This window comes from Streptomyces sp. NPDC097617 (assembly GCF_044761485.1).
In the GTDB taxonomy this organism is placed as follows: domain Bacteria; phylum Actinomycetota; class Actinomycetes; order Streptomycetales; family Streptomycetaceae; genus Streptomyces.
Genome location: NZ_JBIWCL010000020.1, coordinates 1 through 19,157, shown reverse-complemented (window position 1 = coordinate 19,157; position 19,157 = coordinate 1). Strand labels below are relative to the sequence as shown.

The window sequence follows — 19,157 nt, the reverse complement described above, 5'->3', positions numbered from 1 at the left end:
GCCGATGACCCAGACCCACGCGCCCCGGCGGGCGCTCCTGGCCGCCGCCTTCCTCCTCACGCCGGCCGGCGGCGGCGCGGGAGCGGCCTCGGCCGCCGAGGCGCCCGCGCCGCAGTCCTCGTACGCGCAGTCCTCGTACGCGCAGTCCCCGTACGCGCTGCGCCTCGACGGCGCGGGGGAGTGCACCTTCCCGATGAAGCAGCAGATCGCCGACCGTCCCTGGGCCCTCCAGCGGCTCCTGCTCGACGAGCTCTGGGCGCAGACCAAGGGCAAGGACAAGAACGGCGCCGGCGTGCGCGTCGCGGTCATCGACACCGGCGTGGACCGGGCGAACCCGCAGCTCAGCGCCGCGCTCGACACCGGCGCCGGCAAGGACTTCGTCGACCCCAAGGGCGGCGACGGCACGACCGACACCATCGGCCACGGCACCAAGGTCGCCGGGCTGATCGCCGCGCGCCCCCAGGAGGGCACCGGCTTCGTCGGCCTGGCCCCGGATGCCACGATCATCCCGATCCGGCAGAACGACGGGCAGGGCAAGGGCAACGCCCTGTCCCTGGCCCAGGCCATCGACCACGCGGTGGCCAAGGGCGCCCAAGTGATCAACATCTCCCAGGACACCGACGCGCAGCTGTCCGCCGACTCAGAGCTCGGCAAGTCCGTCCAGAAGGCCGTCGCCGCCAACGTCGTGGTGGTGGCCTCGGCGGGCAACGACGGCACGAGCGGCGAGAAGCGCAAGACCTACCCGGCGGCCTTCCCCGGAGTGCTCGCCGTGGCGGCCTCGGACCGCAACAACGAGCGGGCCGTGTTCTCCCAGCCCGGTGACTTCATCGGGGTCGCGGCGCCCGGCGTCGACATGGTCTCCACCGTCCCCGGCTTCGGCCAGTGCATCGACAACGGGACCAGCTTCTCCGCGCCGTACGTCGCCGGCGTCGCCGCCCTGCTGCGCGCCAAGCACGGGGACTGGTCCGGGCAGCAGATCGTCTGGCAGATCCAGAACACCGCCGAGCGCGCGGTCAACGGGCGCGACGACTACGTCGGTTGGGGGGTCGTCGACCCGGTGCGTGCGCTGGCCCACGACCAGCAGGCCCCGAAGGCCCCGGTCCCGGACCCCGGCCCGCCCCCGGCGACCGCCCCCGAGGCGGCGGCGCTGCGGCTCACCGAGACGGCCCAGGAGCGCGAGGAGAGGTTCGGCACGTACGCTCTCGGCATCGGCGCCGTCCTGATCGCCGTCATCGCGGGCACCGCGACCGTCGTCCGGGACGCCCGCAGCCGTCGGCGTCGTTTGCAGTGAACGGTCACAGTTCATCAACGGAAGCGCCCGACCGGTGTTGGGGCTGGGAGATGAACTGGCTAGAGTGGCACCAGGCTTCACGAGTGTGATCGGGGGATCGCGTGAAGCGGAGGGGGACAACCGGGGCGCGTGGCTCACCACCGCGCCAGGCACGTCCATCCACTCCGCTGCGCAATCCGCCGGTTCTGCCGGCGAATTGAGAAGTGAGGAGCTTCGATGAGCACGAACACCTTCGGACTTGCGGACGATCCGGTCGTCCAGGCGAAGAACAAGATCGAGGAGACGGCCAACGCCGTCACCAGGCAGGCCCGCGAGCTCGCCGACATCCTCGCCACCGTGAGCGCCGGCTGGACCGGTGTGGGTGCCTCGGGGTTCATGTCCGCGCAGAGCACGGTCAATGAGGACCACGACGAGATCCGCCGCCTGCTGGGCGTCCTGCACAACGCCGTGGCGCAGACGAAGAACCTCAGCAACGCGCAGGACGACGACGTGCGCGCCGCGTTCAAGGCCGTCCAGTCGAGCGCCGGCGGCGGAGGCAACGGCTCCGGCCTCAACGGCATCTGACGTACGCGTCTTTCACCAGTCACCGCAGCGCAGCGAGAAGGAGAAGAACATGTCGGGTGCTGACGGGCACACCAAGGTCAGGTATGAGTCGGTCCAGCAGATGGCGGACCGCATCCGGGTCGTCTCCGGGAACATCGTCAAGGACCTGGACGAGATGGCGGCGGCCCTCAAGGTCGTCACCGACACCTGGGACGGCGAGGCGCACGGCCAGTACATCCAGCTCCAGGCGAAGTACAAGGGCAAGGCCGACCACATGCAGAAGACGCTGGAGCAGGTCGCCCGCCTCATCGAGCAGGGCAAGGGCGACTACCGTGCCACCGACGTGAAGGCCTCGCGCCTGTTCACCGAGGCCTACTGAGCCCGGACCCACGTCAGTCCGCACGTGCCGAAGGGGCGCGCCCGCACCGGGCGCGCCCCTTCGGCGTGTGCTCCGCCCCTGCTCAGGGGTGGTGCCGGTCGAGGTCGAACTCGCCGTCCCTGGCCCCCAGTACGAAGGCCTCCCACTCGGCGGCCGTGTAGCGCAGCACCGTCTCCCGGTCCAGCGAGGACCGCATGGCCACCGCACCCTCGGGGAGCCGGGCGATCTCCACCCGCTCCTCGTCCGGACTGGTCCCGGGCGGGCCCTCCCACTCCACACCGCTGATGTCGAGCGCGTACAGCTCGTCCTTCTCCTGCTGGGTGCCCATGGGCGGCCTTTCCCTCGGTGGCGCGTCTTCACCGCCGATTATCGGGGCTGCGCCACCGGCCGGGACAGGTTTCCCGCGATCCCCCGCCCCCGGTGACCGGCGTCGCCGCCGGTCACCGGGGGCGGGGCTCACATCCCGCCCGGCATCCGCCCGAGCTGGACCAGCGAGGTGCCCCGCCGGCGCGAGGCGAAGTGGGCCCGGCCCGGCGGCATCGGACGCGGCCGCACCGAGCCGACCAGGTCACCCTCGGACGGGTCGCCGGACAGGACGAGGCCCTGCGCGCCCAGCTCCTTGATCCGCTGCATGAACGGCTCGTACAGCGAACGCGAGGCGCCCGCCGAGTTGCGCGCGATGATGAACCGCACACCCGTGTCCCGGGCGAAGGGCAGGAACTCCACCAGCTGGGCCAGCGGGTTGCCCTGGCTCGTGGAGACCAGGTCGAAGTCGTCGATGATGATGAACACGTCCGGGCCCGTCCACCAGCTGCGGTCCCGCAGCTGCTGCGGAGTGACGTCGGTCGGCGGCTGCCGCCGGGAGAACACCCCGCCCAGCGCCTCCATGTGCATCTGCAGGGAGCTCGCCATCGGCGCGTACTCCAGCAGGTGCTCCTCCGGCAGCGCCCCCAGCAGACTCCGCCGGTAGTCGCCGACGACCAGACGTGCCTGGTCCGGCGTGTAGCGCTCCGAGATCTGCTTGGCGATGAGCCGCAGCAGGTTCGTCTTGCCCGACTCGCTCTCGCCGAACACGAGGAGGAAGGGGTCGGACTCGAAGTCGATGAACACCGGCTCCAGGTCGGTCTCGTCGATACCGACCGCGATCCCGCGGCCGGGGTACTCCCCGCCCTTGGGCAGCTGGTCGGAGTGGAGCAGCCGCGGCAGCAGCCGTACACCCGGAGCGGCCTGCCCCGACCAGTTCTGCTTCACCGCGTCCACGAAGGAGGCCGTGGCCTCCGACAGGTCAGCCGCGTCGTGCGAACCGTCGACCCGCGGCAGCGCCCCCAGGAAGTGCAGCTTCTCCGCGACCTGACCGCGGCCGGGCATCCCCGTGGGGACGTTCGCCGCGACCTTCCGGTCGAACTCGGAGTCCATGGTGTCGCCGAGCCGCAGCTCCAGGCGGCTGAGCATCTGGTCCTTGAGCGCGGCCCGGACCTCCATGTACCGGGCCGCGGTGATCACCACGTGGATGCCGTAACCCAGACCGCGGGAGGCGATGTCCGTGACGATCTGCTCCAGGCCCTCGTACTCGCCCCGGAAGTTGCCCCAGCCGTCGACGACCAGGAACACATCGCCCCACGGTTCGTGGGGCAGGTCACCGGCCGCCCGCCGGCGCCGGTAGGTGCCGATCGAGTCGATGTTGTTGGCACGGAAGAACTCCTCGCGGCGGTTGAGGATGCCCCCCACCTCCGCGACCGTACGCCGGACCCGCTCCGGGTCCAGGCGCGAGGCGATTCCGCCGACGTGCGGCAGCTCGGAGATCGACGACAGGCTGCCACCGCCGAAGTCCAGCCCGTAGAACTGCACCTCGCGCGGGGTGTGCGTGAGCGCGAACGAGGAGATCAGCGTCCTCATCAGCGTCGACTTGCCCGACTGCGGGCCGCCGACCACCATCATGTGGCCCGCCGCACCGGAGAAGTCGCGGTACAGCACCTCGCGCCGCTGCTCGAAGGGCTTGTCGATGAGGCCGAGCGGCACGACGAGCCCGCCGGGCCGCGTGTACCCGTCCGCGTGCAGACCGCGCTCCGCGCTCGGCGCCAGCGCCGGCAGCAACTGGTCCAGCGGCGGAGCCTGGTCGAGCGGCGGCAGCCACACCTGGTGCGCCGGCACCCCCTGCCCCTCCAACCGGCTCACGATCACGTCCAGCACGGTGTCCGCGAGCGCGTCGTCCGTGCGCACCGACTGCGCCGCCAGGTACGCCGGGTCCGGAGCCGCGTACACCACCGGCACCGGGGCCGCCGTGAACAGCGCGGGCCGCCGCTCCACCGGGAACTGCCCCACGGACAGGTCCGGCCCGCCCGAACGGTAGGTGCCCGAGACGTACGCCGCCTTGAAGCGGGTCATCTCGTCCGTACCGAACTTCAGGTAGCCCGAACCGGGCACCGACGGCAGGTGGTAGGCGTCCGGCACACCGATCGCGGTCCGCGACTCCGCCGCGGAGAAGGTCCGCAGACCGATCCGGTACGACAGGTACGTGTCCAGACCGCGCAGCTTGCCCTCCTCCAGACGCTGCGAGGCCAGCAGCAGGTGCACACCCAGCGAGCGGCCGATGCGGCCGATCTGGATGAACATGTCGATGAAGTCCGGCTTCGCCGTCAGCAGCTCGCTGAACTCGTCGATGACCAGCACGAGGGAGGCCAGCGGCTCGAGCGGGGCCCCGGCCGCCCGGGCCTTCTCGTAGTCGTGGATGTTCGCGTAGTTGCCCGCCGAACGCAGCAGCTCCTGGCGGCGCTGCAACTCACCGCGGATCGAGTCGCCCATGCGGTCCACGAGCGTGAGGTCGTCCGCCAGGTTGGTGATGACCGCCGCGACGTGCGGCATCTGCCCCATGCCCGTGAAGGTCGCACCGCCCTTGAAGTCGGCGAGCACGAAGTTCAGGGTCTCCGAGGTGTGCGTGACCGCCAGGCCCAGCACCAGCGTGCGCAGCAGCTCCGACTTGCCGGAACCGGTCGCACCCACGCACAGGCCGTGCGGACCCATGCCCTCCTGCGCGGCCTCCTTCAGGTCCAGCATGACCGGGGCGCCGTCCTCGCCGACACCGATCGGCACGCGCAGCCGCTCACCGGCCGACCGCGGCCGCCAGGTCCGCGCGACATCGACCGCGGCCGCGTCGCCCAGGTTCAGCAGGTCGGTGAAGTCCAGGTTGGCGAGCAACGGCTCGTCGTCGTCCCCGCCACCCGTGCGCATCGGCGCCAGCTGCCGGGCGAGGGCCTCCGCCGCGGGCAGCGACAGCGTGTCCGGCACGCCCTCGTACGCGACCCCCGCGCCCGACTCCAGCCGCAGCCGGCCCGGCCGCACCACGACGGAGAGCCCACCGCGAGGCTCGTCCAGCTCACCCGCGACCACCTCGACGATGGTGACGCCCTGCAGGCCCTCGGCCGCCGCGAACACCGAGTCCGGCGGCACCATCCCACCGTCGAGCACGACCACCAGGTGCGGCTGGTCCAGCACCGGGGAGACGTCCCGGCTGAACCGCGGCCGCCCCTCCAGCCGGGACGCCAGCAACCCCTCCAGCTCGGCGAGGTCGTCCCCGAACAGCCTCTTCGATCCCGCCCCGTCGACCTGACCCGGCACCTGCGTGTGTGGCAGCCACTTCGTCCAGTCCCACGAGGGCACCGCACCCCGCGCGGCCACCACGGCCACCATCAGGTCCTCGGGGGAGTGCAGCGTCGCCAGCTGCGCCACCATCGCCCGCGCCGTACTGCGCGCGGACTCCGGCTCCCCGGACACCGTCACGTGGTAGAAGGCGCGGATCGACAGCGCCATCGGCAGCCCGTCCAGCGAGGAGTGCACCTTCAGGAACCGCTGCATCGCGCCCGCGGTCAGCGGCTCCAGCTCGTCCACCGGCGCGGTCTCCGGCGCCACCAGCGGCGTCGACAGGCGCTGCGCGCCCAGCCCGAGCCGGGCCTGTCCGAAGTCCTGGTCGCCGACCCGCCGCTCCCACAGCCGCGAACCCTCCGCCACCACCGACCACAATTGCTCGGGAGCCGGGTGCAGATACAGCTGCGCGTCACGCTGCGCCCGCGCGGTCCGCCGTACCTGACGGCGCGTCTGCGCAAGATATTTGAGGTAGTCCCGGCGCACATCGGCCATTTGCCCCTGCGCACCGCGCCGGTGGCGCACCAGCTGCGCGACGACCATGGCCACCGTCGACACCAGCATCAGCACACCCATGATGCGCATGAACGGAGCCGCGCCCGGCATGAAGAAGAACACGACGGAAGAGCCCATGCCGAGCATCGGCAGGAGCTGCATCAGCATGCCCTCCTGCTGCCCGCGCGGGAGTTCGGGCGGAGCCTCCAGCCGCAGCTCCTCCGCGGGAACCTCGGGCGGCAGGGACCGCGGCGGGCGTTTGACGACGATCTGGCTCACCGGAGCATCAATCCCTCGAAAACGGACGGGACGTCGCAACCGGCGCCCCCAAGTCCCGGGCGCGAAGGGGGTCTCCCCCACGCGACGGTGATCCTACTTGCCGACAGTCGGTCATAAGCCCGGTAGGGTGGCGCGCGCAGCATGCGCATCCGCGAATCGTCCGCCGGTGCGGGTACCGATCAGGGGGGTCACACAGGTGAGTACGGCCGGGACGACGGGTTTCTGCAGGGTCACCGTCGTGGCCCCCGACAGCCGCATCGACGTCGCCCTCCCCGAGGACATCGCCGTCGCCGACGTCTACCCCGAGCTGCTGCGCCTCACCGGCCAGACCCAGCCCGTCGGCGCTCCCACCGGCTTCCACCTCGTACGGCGTTCCGGCACCGTCCTCGACGGCGCGCGCACGCTCGCCGCCCAGCAGGTCCTGGACGGCGAGGTGCTGAGCCTGCGCCCCTTCGCCGAGTCCCTGCCGCCCGCCGTGTTCGACGACGTGTCCGACGCGGTCGCCTCCGCCGTCGTCCGCGACCGGCACCGCTGGAGCGACGACATGCTGCGCGGCGCGGGCCTGGCCGGCGCCGCCGTGCTGATCGTCATGCTGGGCTTCGTCCTCTGGTACGCCGACCCGCTGCGCCACGACATGCACGGCCTGCCCGGGATCATCGCGGGCGCCGTCGGCGTCCTGCTCACCGCCGTCGCCGGAGTGCGCGCCCGCGTCTACCGCGACCGCCTCTCCGCCGTCGCGCTCGGCCTCGGCGCGCTCCCGCACCTGATGATCGCCGGCTCCGGGATCATCGCCCCGGCCGTCGGCCAGGGTCCCGGCCGCCTCCAGTTCCTGCTCGGCTGCGTCTGCGCCCTGATCGCCTCCGTGGCCCTGGTCGCGCTCACCCCCAGCGGCGACGCGCCGTTCGTCGCGGCCACCTTCGTCGCCGCCACCGGAACCCTCGCCACCTTCGTGGCCATCGCCACCGAGGCCTCCGCCACCTACACCGCCGCCGTCTGCGCCCCCGTGGCCATCGGCCTCGTCGCCTTCCTCCCCGGCCTCTCCGCCCGCTTTGCCCGCCTGCCCATCGGCTACGCCGCCCCGCAGAGCGCCACCGAGGATTACGAGACCCCGGACCGCTACGAGACCGAGCCGTACGGCGAGCAGTCCGGCTCCGACCAGCACGAGGCGGGGACCCCGCTCGACGCCGAGGCCATCGCCGCCCAGGCCCGCCGCGGCCACGAGATGCTCCTCGGCCTGGTCGGCGGCTGCGCCGCGGTCGCCGTCGGAGCCTCCGCCGTCCTCGGCTTCTCCGACAACACCTGGGGCCGCCTGCTGGCCCTGGCCACCGGCCTCGCCATGCTGCTGCGCGCCCGCCTCTTCCGCTACACCTCCCAGGTGGTCTGCGCCCTGGCCGCGGGCCTCACCGCCATCGCCCTGCTGATCATGGGCATGGCCCTGCACCCGCCGACCGACCTGCTCGAAGCCCTCCTCCTGGAGCACGACAGCAGCGGTCTGGACCTCCGTACGATCTGGCTGACCGCCGCCGTCGCGGCCGGCGCGGCCCTCCTCGCCGGAATTGCGCTGGTCATTCCCCGCAAGGGTCTGTCACCCTTCTGGGGGCGGCTCCTCGACCTCACCGAGGCGGCGGTCCTGCTCAGCCTTGTGCCCCTTACCCTGGCTGTGCTGGACGTCTACTCCCGCGCCAGGGCTCTCACCAGCTGAGACGTGGCGGAGCGGCAGCCTGGTACGCTGTGTGACGGCCGTTTGTGTACGCGTCCCCCGGACTCCTCGGCAAGAGGGTCGGTGGACTGCGCTCGGCGGACCCCGCCTCCCGAGTAACGGAAGCTCCCCAGAGACTCAGACCTGGGGCACTCGGTGGCAACGAAGACCTAAAACGAGGAGTACGCGTGCCGCTCGACGCCGCTACGAAGAAGCAGATCATCACCGAGTTCGGTGCCAAGGAGGGCGACACCGGCTCCCCCGAGGTCCAGGTTGCGATGCTCTCCCGCCGCATCTCGGACCTGACCGAGCACCTCAAGACGCACAAGCACGACCACCACTCCCGTCGTGGTCTGCTGATCCTGGTCGGCCAGCGTCGCCGCCTGCTGCAGTACCTGGCCAAGAAGGACATCCAGCGCTTCCGTACGCTGGTCGAGCGCCTCGGCATCCGCCGCGGTGCGGCCGGCGCCAAGTAAAGACGCCGTGAAGGGGGCGGTTCCCACATCCGGGGGCCGCTCCCTTTGCTGTACGTGCGGGACGGACCGGACCCTTTGTAGTCTGGAACGGACGCACGTGTACGTCCTCGCAGACGTGCACAACTGAAGAGGAGGAGCGCCCTCCCACGCCGCCGGTCCTCGGTAGTGGCACCCGGAATGCCCCGAAGGGCAACGAACCGGGTGCTTCGATCGAAGACCGGCCCGCACGCCAGGAGCGCTTCTCCTAACCGTCCACCGCCACACGGGCGGCGGACGGAGACGACGAAAATGGAGAAAACGCTAGTGGAGAACGAGACCCACTACGCCGAGGCCGTCATTGACAACGGTTCCTTCGGCACCCGCACCATCCGCTTCGAGACGGGCCGTCTGGCCCGCCAGGCCGCCGGCTCCGCCGTTGCCTACCTGGACGACGACACGATGGTGCTGTCCGCCACCACCGCGTCGAAGAAGCCCAAGGACCAGCTCGACTTCTTCCCCCTGACGGTGGACGTCGAGGAGCGGCAGTACGCGGCCGGCAAGATCCCCGGCTCCTTCTTCCGTCGTGAGGGCCGGCCCTCCGAGGACGCGATCCTCACCTGCCGCCTGATCGACCGCCCGCTGCGCCCGTCCTTCAAGAAGGGCCTGCGCAACGAGATCCAGGTCGTCGCGACGATCATGGCGCTCAACCCCGACCACCTGTACGACGTCGTGGCGATCAACGCCGCCTCCGCGTCCACGCAGCTGGCCGGCCTGCCCTTCTCCGGCCCGATCGGCGGCGTCCGCGTCGCGCTGATCCGCGGCCAGTGGGTCGCGTTCCCGACGCACACCGAGCTCGAGGACGCCGTCTTCGACATGGTCGTCGCGGGTCGCGTCCTCGAAGACGGCGACGTCGCGATCATGATGGTCGAGGCCGAGGCCACCGAGAAGACCATCGCCCTGGTCAAGGGCGGCGCCGAGGCGCCGACCGAGGAGGTCGTGGCCGCCGGCCTCGACGCCTCGAAGCCCTTCATCAAGGCCCTCTGCAAGGCTCAGGCCGACTTGGCCGCCAAGGCCGCCAAGCCCGAGGGCGAGTTCCCGGTCTTCCTGGACTACCAGGACGACGTGTACGAGGCCCTCGCGGCCGCCGTCAAGGGTGACCTCTCCCAGGCGCTGACCATCGCGGGCAAGCAGGACCGCGAGGCCGAGCTGGACCGCGTCAAGGAGATCGCCGCCGAGAAGCTCCTCCCGGCCTTCGAGGGCCGCGAGAAGGAGATCTCCGCCGCCTACCGCAGCCTGACCAAGGCCCTGGTGCGCGAGCGCGTCATCAAGGACAAGGTCCGCATCGACGGCCGCGGGATCACGGACATCCGTACCCTCGCCGCCGAGGTCGAGGCCATCCCGCGCGTGCACGGCTCGGCGCTGTTCGAGCGTGGCGAGACCCAGATCCTGGGCGTCACCACCCTCAACATGCTCCGCATGGAGCAGCAGCTGGACACCCTCTCCCCGGTGACCCGCAAGCGCTACATGCACAACTACAACTTCCCGCCGTACTCCGTCGGCGAGACCGGCCGCGTCGGTTCGCCGAAGCGCCGCGAGATCGGCCACGGCGCGCTCGCCGAGCGCGCGATCGTGCCGGTCCTCCCGACCCGCGAGGAGTTCCCCTACGCGATCCGTCAGGTGTCCGAGGCCCTCGGCTCCAACGGTTCGACGTCCATGGGCTCGGTCTGCGCCTCCACCATGTCGCTGCTGAACGCCGGTGTGCCCCTCAAGGCCCCCGTCGCCGGTATCGCCATGGGCCTGATCTCCCAGGAGATCGACGGCAAGACGCACTACGTCGCCCTCACCGACATCCTCGGTGCGGAGGACGCCTTCGGCGACATGGACTTCAAGGTCGCCGGCACCAAGGAGTTCGTCACCGCGCTCCAGCTGGACACCAAGCTGGACGGCATCCCGGCCTCCGTCCTGGCCGCGGCCCTCAAGCAGGCCCGCGACGCCCGCCTCCACATCCTCGACGTGATGATGGAAGCGATCGACACGCCGGACGCCATGTCCCCGTTCGCCCCGCGGATCATCACCGTCAAGATCCCGGTGGACAAGATCGGTGAGGTCATCGGGCCCAAGGGCAAGATGATCAACCAGATCCAGGAGGACACCGGCGCCGAGATCACGATCGAGGACGACGGCACCATCTACATCGGTGCCTCCGACGGTCCGGCCGCCGAGGCCGCCCGTGCCACGATCAACTCGATCGCCAACCCGACCATGCCGGAGGTCGGCGAGCGCTACCTGGGTACGGTCGTCAAGACCACCACCTTCGGTGCCTTCGTCTCCCTCATGCCCGGCAAGGACGGCCTGCTGCACATCTCGCAGATCCGCAAGCTCGCCGGTGGCAAGCGCGTGGAGAACGTCGAGGACGTGCTCGCGGTCGGTACCAAGGTCCAGGTCGAGATCGCCGAGATCGACCAGCGCGGCAAGCTCTCGCTGGTCCCCGTGATCGACGGCGAGACCGCCGGTGACGACGCTGACAAGGACGACTCCGACAAGTGATGTCGCGTAGTTCCCGTGTGACGGCCCGCCCCTCTTCGGAGGGGCGGGCCGTCGCCCGTACCCAAACCCTCCTCAAGGGCAGCAACGGCATCGGCACCGTCCGGCGCACGGTCCTGCCCGGCGGACTGCGCATCGTCACCGAGACGCTGCCCTCCGTCCGCTCCGCCACCTTCGGCATCTGGGCGCACGTCGGCTCCCGTGACGAGACGCCCACGCTCAACGGCGCCACGCACTACCTGGAGCACCTCCTCTTCAAGGGCACGCAGGCACGCAGCGCCCTCGACATCTCCTCCGCGATCGACGCGGTCGGCGGAGAGATGAACGCCTTCACGGCGAAGGAGTACACCTGCTACTACGCCCGGGTGCTCGACACGGACCTGCCGCTGGCCATCGACGTGGTCTGCGACATGCTCACCGGCTCGCTGATCCGCGAGGAGGACGTCGACGCCGAGCGCGGAGTCATCCTCGAAGAGATCGCGATGACCGAGGACGACCCGGGCGACATGGTGCACGACCTGTTCGCGCAGACCATGTACGGGGACACCCCCCTGGGACGCCCGGTCCTCGGCACGGTCGACACGATCAACGCGCTCGGCGCCGACCGGATCCGCCGCTTCTACAAGAAGCACTACGACCCGACCCACCTTGTCGTGGCCGCCGCCGGCAACGTCGACCACAACAAGGTCGTCCGCCAGGTCCGTGCCGCCTTCGACAAGGCCGGCTCGCTGACCCGCACCGATGCCGAGCCGATCGGCCCGCGCACCGGCGCCAAGCGCATCCGCACCGCCGGCCGCGTCGAACTGGTCAACCGCAAGACCGAGCAGGCCCACGTGGTCCTCGGCATGCCCGGCCTCGCCCGCACCGACGAGCGCCGCTGGGCCCTGGGCGTACTGAACACCGCCCTCGGCGGCGGCATGTCCTCGCGCCTCTTCCAGGAGGTCCGGGAGAAGCGCGGCCTCGCCTACAGCGTGTACTCCTACACCTCGGGCTTCGCCGACACCGGCCTCTTCGGCGTGTACGCGGGCTGCCGGCCCAACCAGGTCCACGACGTGCTCCGGATCTGCCGCGACGAGCTCGACAAGGTCGCGACCGAGGGACTGGCCGACGAGGAGATCAGGCGGGCCATCGGCCAGCTCTCCGGATCCACCGTCCTCGGCCTCGAGGACACCGGCGCGATCATGAACCGCATCGGCAAGAGCGAGCTGTGCTGGGGCGACCAGATGTCGGTCGACGACATGCTGGCCCGAATCGCCGCCGTGACCCCGGACGACGTCCGCTCGGTCGCGCAGGATGTACTGGCACAGCGGCCCTCGCTCGCGGTGATCGGCCCGCTGAAGGAGAAGCAGGCCGCCCGTCTCGACGAAGCGGTCACGTAGTTCGGTACGGCAAGCAAGTCTGTTTATTTAAGGACAAAACATGAGCAAGCTGCGCGTGGCGGTCCTCGGAGCCAACGGCCGGATCGGTGCCGAGGCGGTCAAGGCGATCGAGGCCGCCGAGGACATGGAACTGGTCGCGGCACTCGGCCGCGGCGACAAGCTGGAAACGCTGGCCGACGCCGGCGCCCAGGTCGCGGTCGAGCTGACCACCCCGGCATCGGTGATGGGGAACCTGGACTTCCTCATCCGCCACGGCATCCACGGAGTGGTCGGTACCACCGGCTGGACCGAGGACCGCCTCGCCCAGCTGAACACATGGCTCGCCGGATCGCCGGAGACCGGTGTGCTCATCGCCCCGAACTTCTCCATCGGTGCCGTCCTCACCATGAAGTTCGCCGCGCAGGCCGCCCGCTACTTCGAGTCCGTCGAGGTCGTCGAGCTGCACCACCCCAACAAGGTCGACGCCCCCTCCGGTACGGCGACCCGTACGGCGCAGCTCATCGCGGCCGCCCGCGCCGAGGCCGGCCTCGGCGCCCAGCCGGACGCCACCGCCACCGCCCTCGACGGTGCGCGCGGCGCCGACGTCGACGGCGTCCCGGTGCACGCCATCCGCCTGCGGGGCCTGCTGGCCCACCAGGAGGTGCTCCTCGGCGGTGAGGGCGAGACCCTGACCATCCGTCACGATTCCCTGCACCACAGCAGCTTTATGCCGGGCATCCTGCTCGGCGCACGCCGAGTGGCGCAGACCCCGGGCCTGACCTTCGGCCTGGAACACTTCCTCGACCTGGGCTGACTGGGCTGATTTCACGATGCGCGCGAAGATCACGTACTTCCTCACGGCCGCCGTCCTGGTGGTCTACTTCGTCCTGGCCGGCAGCCGGGGGCTGATGCTGATCCGGCACGGCACCTGGCTCACCGTCACCTTCGGGGTGGCCGTGCTGATCCTGCCGGTCATCGGTGTCTGGTTCCTCTGGCAGAACACCCGGTTCGTCACGCGGGCCAACCACCTCGCGTCCGAGCTGGAGGCCGAGGGCGGGCTGCCCGTCGACGAGCTGGAGCGGGACACGTACGGGCGGATCCTGCGGGACTCCGCCGACGAGGTCTTCGCGCGCCGCAAGGCCGAGACCGAGGACGCGCCCGGGGACTGGCGCAGCTGGTTCCGGCTCGCCGTCGCCTACCACGACGCCCGTGACACCCCGCGGGCGCGCAAGGCCATGCAGCGGGCGATCGCCCTCCACGAGAAGAAGCCCGTACAGGTCTGATCCCCGTACGGGCTTCCACGGGCGCTCCGCGCGGCTCAGAGCGCCACGGGCCGGTTCTCGTCGGCCCAGGCCCCCACCGTGTCCGCGGCCCGGTCGAAGGCCTCGGTCCGCGACAGGAAATCGGCGTTGTGGTCGGTCAGCAGCACCGGTGCCTCCGCCTCGCCCCGCGCGGACATCGTCAGCGCCTGCCCCTGTACGGTCCTCGGCAGTCCGAGCCAGCGGACCGGCTGCTGCACCGTACGCAGCTCGCCGACCTCGCTCCACGGGAGGGTGCGGGTCACGAAGAATCCGACCCGGCGCAGCCCCGCGGGGCTCACCCAGACGCCGACGCGCAGGGTCTGCACCGCCGAGCCGACGACGGCGAGCGCGGCGACCAGGCAGACCAGGCCTCCGCCCCAGCCGCCCGCGAAGGTGACGATCATCGTGGCCAGCAGCATGAAGGCCGACAGCAGGAGCAGCAGTGCGCCGATCCCCACGCGCCACGGGCCGGGCCGGTAGGGCCGGCGCCACCGGTCCTGGTCGGCATGGGCCAGGATCTCGTCGCCGTCGCCGTCGTCATCCACATCGGATACGCCGTCGGCCGTCAAAAAGGGCAGGGGCACGGCTGGACCTCACTCACATGCACGTTCGGTTGGGCTGTGCCCGTGAGGCTACCGCCCCTGGGACGCCTCCGACTGCTGCGACTTCTCTGGCGCCTTGGTCGGCTGCAGCGCGGGCATACCGAAGAGCAGTGAACCGGCGAGCCCGGCAACCACGGTCAGTCCGACCAGGGTACGGGCGGCCAACTGGGTCCGGCCCAGGCGCTCGCGCGGCGGCGGAGTGACATTGCTTCGGAAGCGGTCGGCCTCGGAGACGAAGGCGAACGGGACGGGTTCGCGCCGGAGGAACATCAGAGCGAATCTCCTCGGGGTGGATGGGTGTGGGTTCTCCAGGTAGGACGAACGAGCCCCTCAATCGGTGCCGGATTTCAGGACATTAGGAAAAATTCATGGCTGTGCGTCAACTGGGCGACGGCCTGCGCGAACCCCGTGCGCCGCGTGCGTCGGCATGGGCGATGCGAGGGGCGCCGTAGAGTGGGCGCGCCCCAGGACGCACGTTTGGAAGGACCCCCGGTGAGCGAAACCGCCGCTTCAGATCTGAAACCCAGCTTCCGCAGTGACGTGACGGTGGAGCTGGTGAAGCACTCCGCCGCCGACTCCGACGTACTGTGGGCCGCTCGTGTCTCCACGGCCGGCGAGCAGTCGCTGGAGGAGCTGCAGAAGGACCCGGAGCGTTCCAAGGGCCTCATCAACTATCTGATGCGTGACCGCCACGGCAGCCCCTTCGAGCACAACTCGATGACTTTTTTCATCAGTGCCCCGATCTTCGTCTTCCGTGAGTTCATGCGTCACCGCGTGGGCTGGTCGTACAACGAGGAGTCGGGCCGCTACAGGGAGCTGGAGCCGGTCTTCTACGTCCCGGACGCCGAGCGCAAGCTGGTCCAGGAGGGCCGCCCGGGCAAGTACGTCTTCGTCGAGGGCACCCGGGCGCAGCAGGAGCTGACCGGGCGCGTCATGGAAGACTCCTACGTGCGGGCCTACGAGGCCTACCAGGAGATGCTCGCGGCGGGCGTGGCCCGGGAGGTTGCCCGTTCGGTCCTGCCGGTCGGTCTTTTCTCCTCGATGTACGCCACCTGCAACGCGCGCTCGCTGATGCACTTCCTCGGTCTGCGTACGCAGCACGAGCTCGCGGCCGTCCCGTCCTTCCCGCAGCGGGAGATCGAGATGGTCGGCGAGAAGATGGAGCAGCACTGGGCGAAGCTCATGCCGCTGACGTACGCGGCCTACAACGGCAACGGTCGCGTTGCCCCGTAAGGGCCGGTACACCCGCGGCGTACAGATGTACGGCGTCAAGTCCTAAGTGTCCGTATTGCGACGTTTCGTAAACTTCATCTAGGCTGATCAAACGGACCCGGCACTGCTTGAACCCCCGAGCAGGCAGTGCCGGCGTCCAACACCCCGTTGACGTCCCCCGAGGGGACACCGCGAGCATGGCAGCGAGTAGCGTGTTACCCATGGCTCCGATCTCGACTCCGCAGACCCCCTTCGGGCGGGTCCTCACCGCCATGATCACGCCGTTTACGGCGGATGGCGCACTCGACCTCGACGGCGCGCAGCAGCTCGCCGTCCACCTGGTGGACGCAGGCAACGACGGCCTGATCATCAACGGCACCACCGGTGAGTCGCCGACCACCACCGACGCGGAGAAAAACGACCTCGTACGAGCCGTACTCGAAGCCGTCGGAGACCGCGCCCACGTGGTCGCCGGCATCGGTACCAACGACACCCGACACACGCTCGAGCTGGCCCGCCAGGCCGAGCGCACCGGCGCCCACGGCCTGCTCGCCGTCACGCCGTACTACAGCAAGCCCTCGCAGGAAGGCCTCTTCCGGCACTTCACGGCGATCGCCGACGCCACCGGGCTGCCGGTCATGCTCTACGACATCCCCGGCCGCAGTGGTGTCCCGATCGACACCGAAACCCTGGTCCGGCTGGCCGAGCACCCCCGTATCGTTGCCAACAAGGACGCCAAGGGAGACCTCGGCCGCGCCAGCTGGGCCATCGCACAGAGCGGCCTGGCCTGGTACTCGGGCGACGACATGCTGAACCTGCCGCTCCTGTCGGTCGGCGCGGTCGGCTTCGTCTCGGTGGTCGGCCACGTGGTCACCCCCGAGCTGCGCGCCATGCTGGAGGCCCACCTGGGCGGAGACGTCCAGAAGGCGACCGAGATCCACCAGAAGCTGCTCCCGGTCTTCACCGGTATGTTCCGCACCCAAGGCGTGATGACCACCAAGGGCGCGCTGAACCTGCAGGGCCTGCCCGCGGGCCCGCTGCGGCTCCCGCTGGTCGAGCTGTCCGCCGAAGAGACGGCCCGGCTCACGATGGACCTGGCCGCCGGTGGGGTACAGCTCTGACAACAGACTTCACAACTCAATAAGCACGAACAAACGCATAGAGAACAGACAACAGCAAGTGCACGAATGACATGCGCGCCACGTGCCTTCCGGGGTACGTGGCGTGTGTGGTGAGGAGACACTTTTGAGCCATCCGCATCCGGAACTCGGTCCGCCGCCGAAGCTGCCCAAGGGCGGCCTCAGAGTCACACCCCTGGGTGGTCTCGGCGAGATCGGCCGCAACATGACCGTCTTCGAGTACGACGGCCGTCTGCTGATCGTCGACTGCGGCGTCCTCTTCCCCGAGGAGGAGCAGCCGGGCATCGACCTGATCCTGCCGGACTTCTCGTCCATCCGGGACCGCCTCGACGACATCGACGGCATCGTCCTCACGCACGGCCACGAGGACCACATCGGCGCCGTCCCCTACCTCCTCCGGGAGAAGGCGGACATCCCGCTGATCGGCTCCAAGCTGACGCTGGCCCTCATCGAGGCGAAGCTCCAGGAGCACCGCATCCGCCCCTACACCCTTGAGGTGAAGGAGGGCGAGCGCGAGGCCCTCGGCCCGTTCGACTGCGAGTTCATCGCCGTCAACCACTCCATCCCGGACGCCCTGGCCGTGGCCATCCGCACCGGCGCCGGCATGGTCGTGTGCACGGGCGACTTCAAGATGGACCAGCTCCCGCTGGACAACCGCCTGACCGACCTGCACGCCTTCGCGCGTCTGAGCGAGGAGGGCATCGACCTCCTTCTCTCCGACTCGACGAACGCCGAGGTCCCGGGCTTCGTCCCGCCCGAGCGCGATATCTCCAACGCCATCCGCGGGGTCTTCGCGAGTGCTCAGAAGCGGATCATCGTGGCGTCTTTCGCCAGCCACGTGCACCGCATCCAGCAGATCCTCGACGCCGCCCACGAATTCGACCGCAGGGTCGCCTTCGTCGGCCGCTCGATGGTCCGGAACATGGGCATCGCCCGTGACCTGGGCTATCTGAAGGTCCCGGCCGGGCTCGTCGTCGACGTCAAGACCCTCGACGACCTGCCGGACGACGAGGTCGTGCTGGTCTGCACGGGCTCCCAGGGCGAGCCGATGGCGGCCCTGTCCCGCATGGCGAACCGCGACCACCAGATCCGGATCGTCCCCGGCGACACCGTGATCCTGGCGTCGTCCCTGATCCCGGGCAACGAGAACGCGGTCTACCGCGTGATCAACGGCCTGACCCGCTGGGGCGCCAACGTCGTGCACAAGGGCAACGCCAAGGTGCACGTCTCGGGGCACGCCTCGGCCGGCGAGCTGCTGTACTTCTACAACATCTGCAAGCCGCGCAACCTCATGCCGGTCCACGGCGAATGGCGCCACCTGCGCGCCAACGCCGAGCTCGGTGCCATGACGGGTGTTCCGAAGGACCGCATCGTCATCGCCGAGGACGGCGTGGTCGTCGACCTGATCGACGGCAAGGCCCGGATCTCCGGCAAGGTCCAGGCCGGCTACGTGTACGTGGACGGCCTCTCGGTCGGCGACGTCACGGAGGCCTCGCTCAAGGACCGCCGGATCCTCGGCGACGAGGGCATCGTCTCGGTCTACGTCGTCGTGGACAGCACCACCGGCAAGGTGGTCAGCGGCCCGAACATCCAGGCCCGCGGTTCCGGCATCGAGGACTCGGCGTTCTCCTCGGTCATCCCGAAGATCGAGGAAGCCATCGCCCGCGCAGCGGCCGACGGCGTCGCGGAGCCGCACCAGATCCAGCAGCTCATCCGCCGCACGATGGGCAAGTGGGTCTCGGACGGCTACCGCCGCCGCCCGATGATCCTCCCGGTCGTCGTCGAGGTCTGACCCTCGCCGTAGCGACCGCACGGGAGCGGGGCAACCGGATTTGCATCCGGGGGCCCCGCTCCAGTACGTTTACGTCTCCACCTCGCACGGCACCCCGGCACACACGTGTGCCCGGATGGGTCATGCGAGCGGGTGGGAATCCAGACCCAGGGAGACCTGATAAAGTCTGATCAGCCCGAAAGGGAAAGGCCTCTCCAACGGCCATCAATTCAAATCCGAGTCGGAATCGGCACGGAAATGGTCTGGTAAGGTTGGAATCGCTGGAAAGGAAAGCGCGAAAGCGAAAACCTGGAAAGCGCCGAGGAAGTCGGACGCGAAAGAGTCTGATAGAGTCGGAAACGCAAGAACAGAACGAAAGCCCGGAGGAAAGCCCGAGAGGGTGAGTACAAAGGAAGCGTCCGTTCCTTGAGAACTCAACAGCGTGCCAAA

Annotated in this window: 17 protein-coding genes; 12 read left to right on the top strand and 5 right to left on the bottom strand. The window is 69.8% G+C overall.

The window, feature by feature from the left end; translation table 11 throughout:
- Positions 1-4 precede the first annotated feature (4 nt).
- The 3 genes from mycP (at position 5) to ACIQZO_RS27415 (ending at position 2,213) form a co-directional block, all read left to right on the top strand.
- Complete coding sequence (gene mycP / locus ACIQZO_RS27425; protein WP_403631043.1) at positions 5-1,291, top strand: type VII secretion-associated serine protease mycosin; 1,287 nt, start codon at positions 5-7, stop codon at positions 1,289-1,291.
- 216 nt (positions 1,292-1,507) lie between these two features.
- Complete coding sequence (locus tag ACIQZO_RS27420) at positions 1,508-1,855, top strand: hypothetical protein (RefSeq protein ID WP_403631041.1); 348 nt, start codon at positions 1,508-1,510, stop codon at positions 1,853-1,855.
- Positions 1,856-1,904: 49 nt separating this feature from the next.
- On the top strand, positions 1,905-2,213 hold the full coding sequence (locus ACIQZO_RS27415; RefSeq protein ID WP_403631039.1) for a WXG100 family type VII secretion target: 309 nt from the start codon (positions 1,905-1,907) through the stop codon (positions 2,211-2,213).
- An 82-nt stretch (positions 2,214-2,295) separates the two neighbouring features.
- Here the strand turns inward: ACIQZO_RS27415 and ACIQZO_RS27410 are convergent, their stop codons facing one another.
- The gene (locus tag ACIQZO_RS27410; protein ID WP_384586890.1) at positions 2,296-2,541 is read right to left on the bottom strand and encodes a DUF397 domain-containing protein; all 246 of its coding nucleotides are present in this window, start codon (positions 2,539-2,541) and stop codon (positions 2,296-2,298) included.
- 128 nt (positions 2,542-2,669) lie between these two features.
- A complete protein-coding gene (eccCa, locus tag ACIQZO_RS27405; protein ID WP_403631036.1) occupies positions 2,670-6,626 on the bottom strand; it encodes a type VII secretion protein EccCa in 3,957 nt (1,318 codons plus the stop codon).
- Positions 6,627-6,822: 196 nt separating this feature from the next.
- Between eccCa and eccD the strand changes: the two genes are divergently transcribed.
- The 6 genes from eccD to ACIQZO_RS27375 all read left to right on the top strand — a co-directional run bounded on the left by eccD (position 6,823) and on the right by ACIQZO_RS27375 (position 13,965).
- Complete coding sequence (eccD, locus tag ACIQZO_RS27400) at positions 6,823-8,328, top strand: type VII secretion integral membrane protein EccD (RefSeq protein ID WP_403631033.1); 1,506 nt, start codon at positions 6,823-6,825, stop codon at positions 8,326-8,328.
- Positions 8,329-8,513: 185 nt separating this feature from the next.
- Positions 8,514-8,801, top strand: a complete 288-nt coding sequence (gene rpsO / locus ACIQZO_RS27395; protein WP_030011220.1) for a 30S ribosomal protein S15 — start codon at positions 8,514-8,516, stop codon at positions 8,799-8,801.
- Positions 8,802-9,104: 303 nt separating this feature from the next.
- On the top strand, positions 9,105-11,327 hold the full coding sequence (locus ACIQZO_RS27390; RefSeq protein WP_403631349.1) for a polyribonucleotide nucleotidyltransferase: 2,223 nt from the start codon (positions 9,105-9,107) through the stop codon (positions 11,325-11,327).
- The gene (locus ACIQZO_RS27385) at positions 11,324-12,703 is read left to right on the top strand and encodes a M16 family metallopeptidase (RefSeq protein WP_403631030.1); all 1,380 of its coding nucleotides are present in this window, start codon (positions 11,324-11,326) and stop codon (positions 12,701-12,703) included. The genes ACIQZO_RS27390 and ACIQZO_RS27385 overlap by 4 nt, the downstream gene beginning before the upstream one ends.
- Before the next feature lie 40 nt (positions 12,704-12,743).
- The gene (gene dapB, locus ACIQZO_RS27380; RefSeq protein WP_403631027.1) at positions 12,744-13,496 is read left to right on the top strand and encodes a 4-hydroxy-tetrahydrodipicolinate reductase; all 753 of its coding nucleotides are present in this window, start codon (positions 12,744-12,746) and stop codon (positions 13,494-13,496) included.
- A 16-nt stretch (positions 13,497-13,512) separates the two neighbouring features.
- The gene (locus ACIQZO_RS27375; RefSeq protein ID WP_403631025.1) at positions 13,513-13,965 is read left to right on the top strand and encodes a hypothetical protein; all 453 of its coding nucleotides are present in this window, start codon (positions 13,513-13,515) and stop codon (positions 13,963-13,965) included.
- A 35-nt stretch (positions 13,966-14,000) separates the two neighbouring features.
- On the opposite strand, the gene ACIQZO_RS27370 is transcribed toward ACIQZO_RS27375, so the two are convergent.
- Together ACIQZO_RS27370 and ACIQZO_RS27365 are read right to left on the bottom strand one after the other, a co-directional pair.
- Positions 14,001-14,567: a hypothetical protein gene (locus tag ACIQZO_RS27370; RefSeq protein WP_403631023.1), complete on the bottom strand. Its 567-nt coding sequence runs from the start codon at positions 14,565-14,567 to the stop codon at positions 14,001-14,003.
- A 48-nt stretch (positions 14,568-14,615) separates the two neighbouring features.
- Complete coding sequence (locus ACIQZO_RS27365; protein ID WP_398665463.1) at positions 14,616-14,855, bottom strand: hypothetical protein; 240 nt, start codon at positions 14,853-14,855, stop codon at positions 14,616-14,618.
- A 222-nt stretch (positions 14,856-15,077) separates the two neighbouring features.
- Here ACIQZO_RS27365 and thyX point away from each other — a divergent pair, with 222 nt between their 5' ends.
- The 3 genes from thyX (at position 15,078) to ACIQZO_RS27350 (ending at position 18,728) form a co-directional block, all read left to right on the top strand.
- Positions 15,078-15,818: an FAD-dependent thymidylate synthase gene (thyX, locus tag ACIQZO_RS27360; protein WP_030708713.1), complete on the top strand. Its 741-nt coding sequence runs from the start codon at positions 15,078-15,080 to the stop codon at positions 15,816-15,818.
- Between the two features lie 200 nt (positions 15,819-16,018).
- On the top strand, positions 16,019-16,918 hold the full coding sequence (gene dapA, locus ACIQZO_RS27355; protein WP_403631019.1) for a 4-hydroxy-tetrahydrodipicolinate synthase: 900 nt from the start codon (positions 16,019-16,021) through the stop codon (positions 16,916-16,918).
- Positions 16,919-17,042: 124 nt separating this feature from the next.
- Complete coding sequence (locus ACIQZO_RS27350; RefSeq protein ID WP_403631016.1) at positions 17,043-18,728, top strand: ribonuclease J; 1,686 nt, start codon at positions 17,043-17,045, stop codon at positions 18,726-18,728.
- A 204-nt stretch (positions 18,729-18,932) separates the two neighbouring features.
- Here the strand turns inward: ACIQZO_RS27350 and ACIQZO_RS27345 are convergent.
- A partial coding sequence (locus tag ACIQZO_RS27345) for a hypothetical protein (protein ID WP_403631013.1) occupies positions 18,933-19,157 on the bottom strand: 225 nt, incomplete at its 5' end.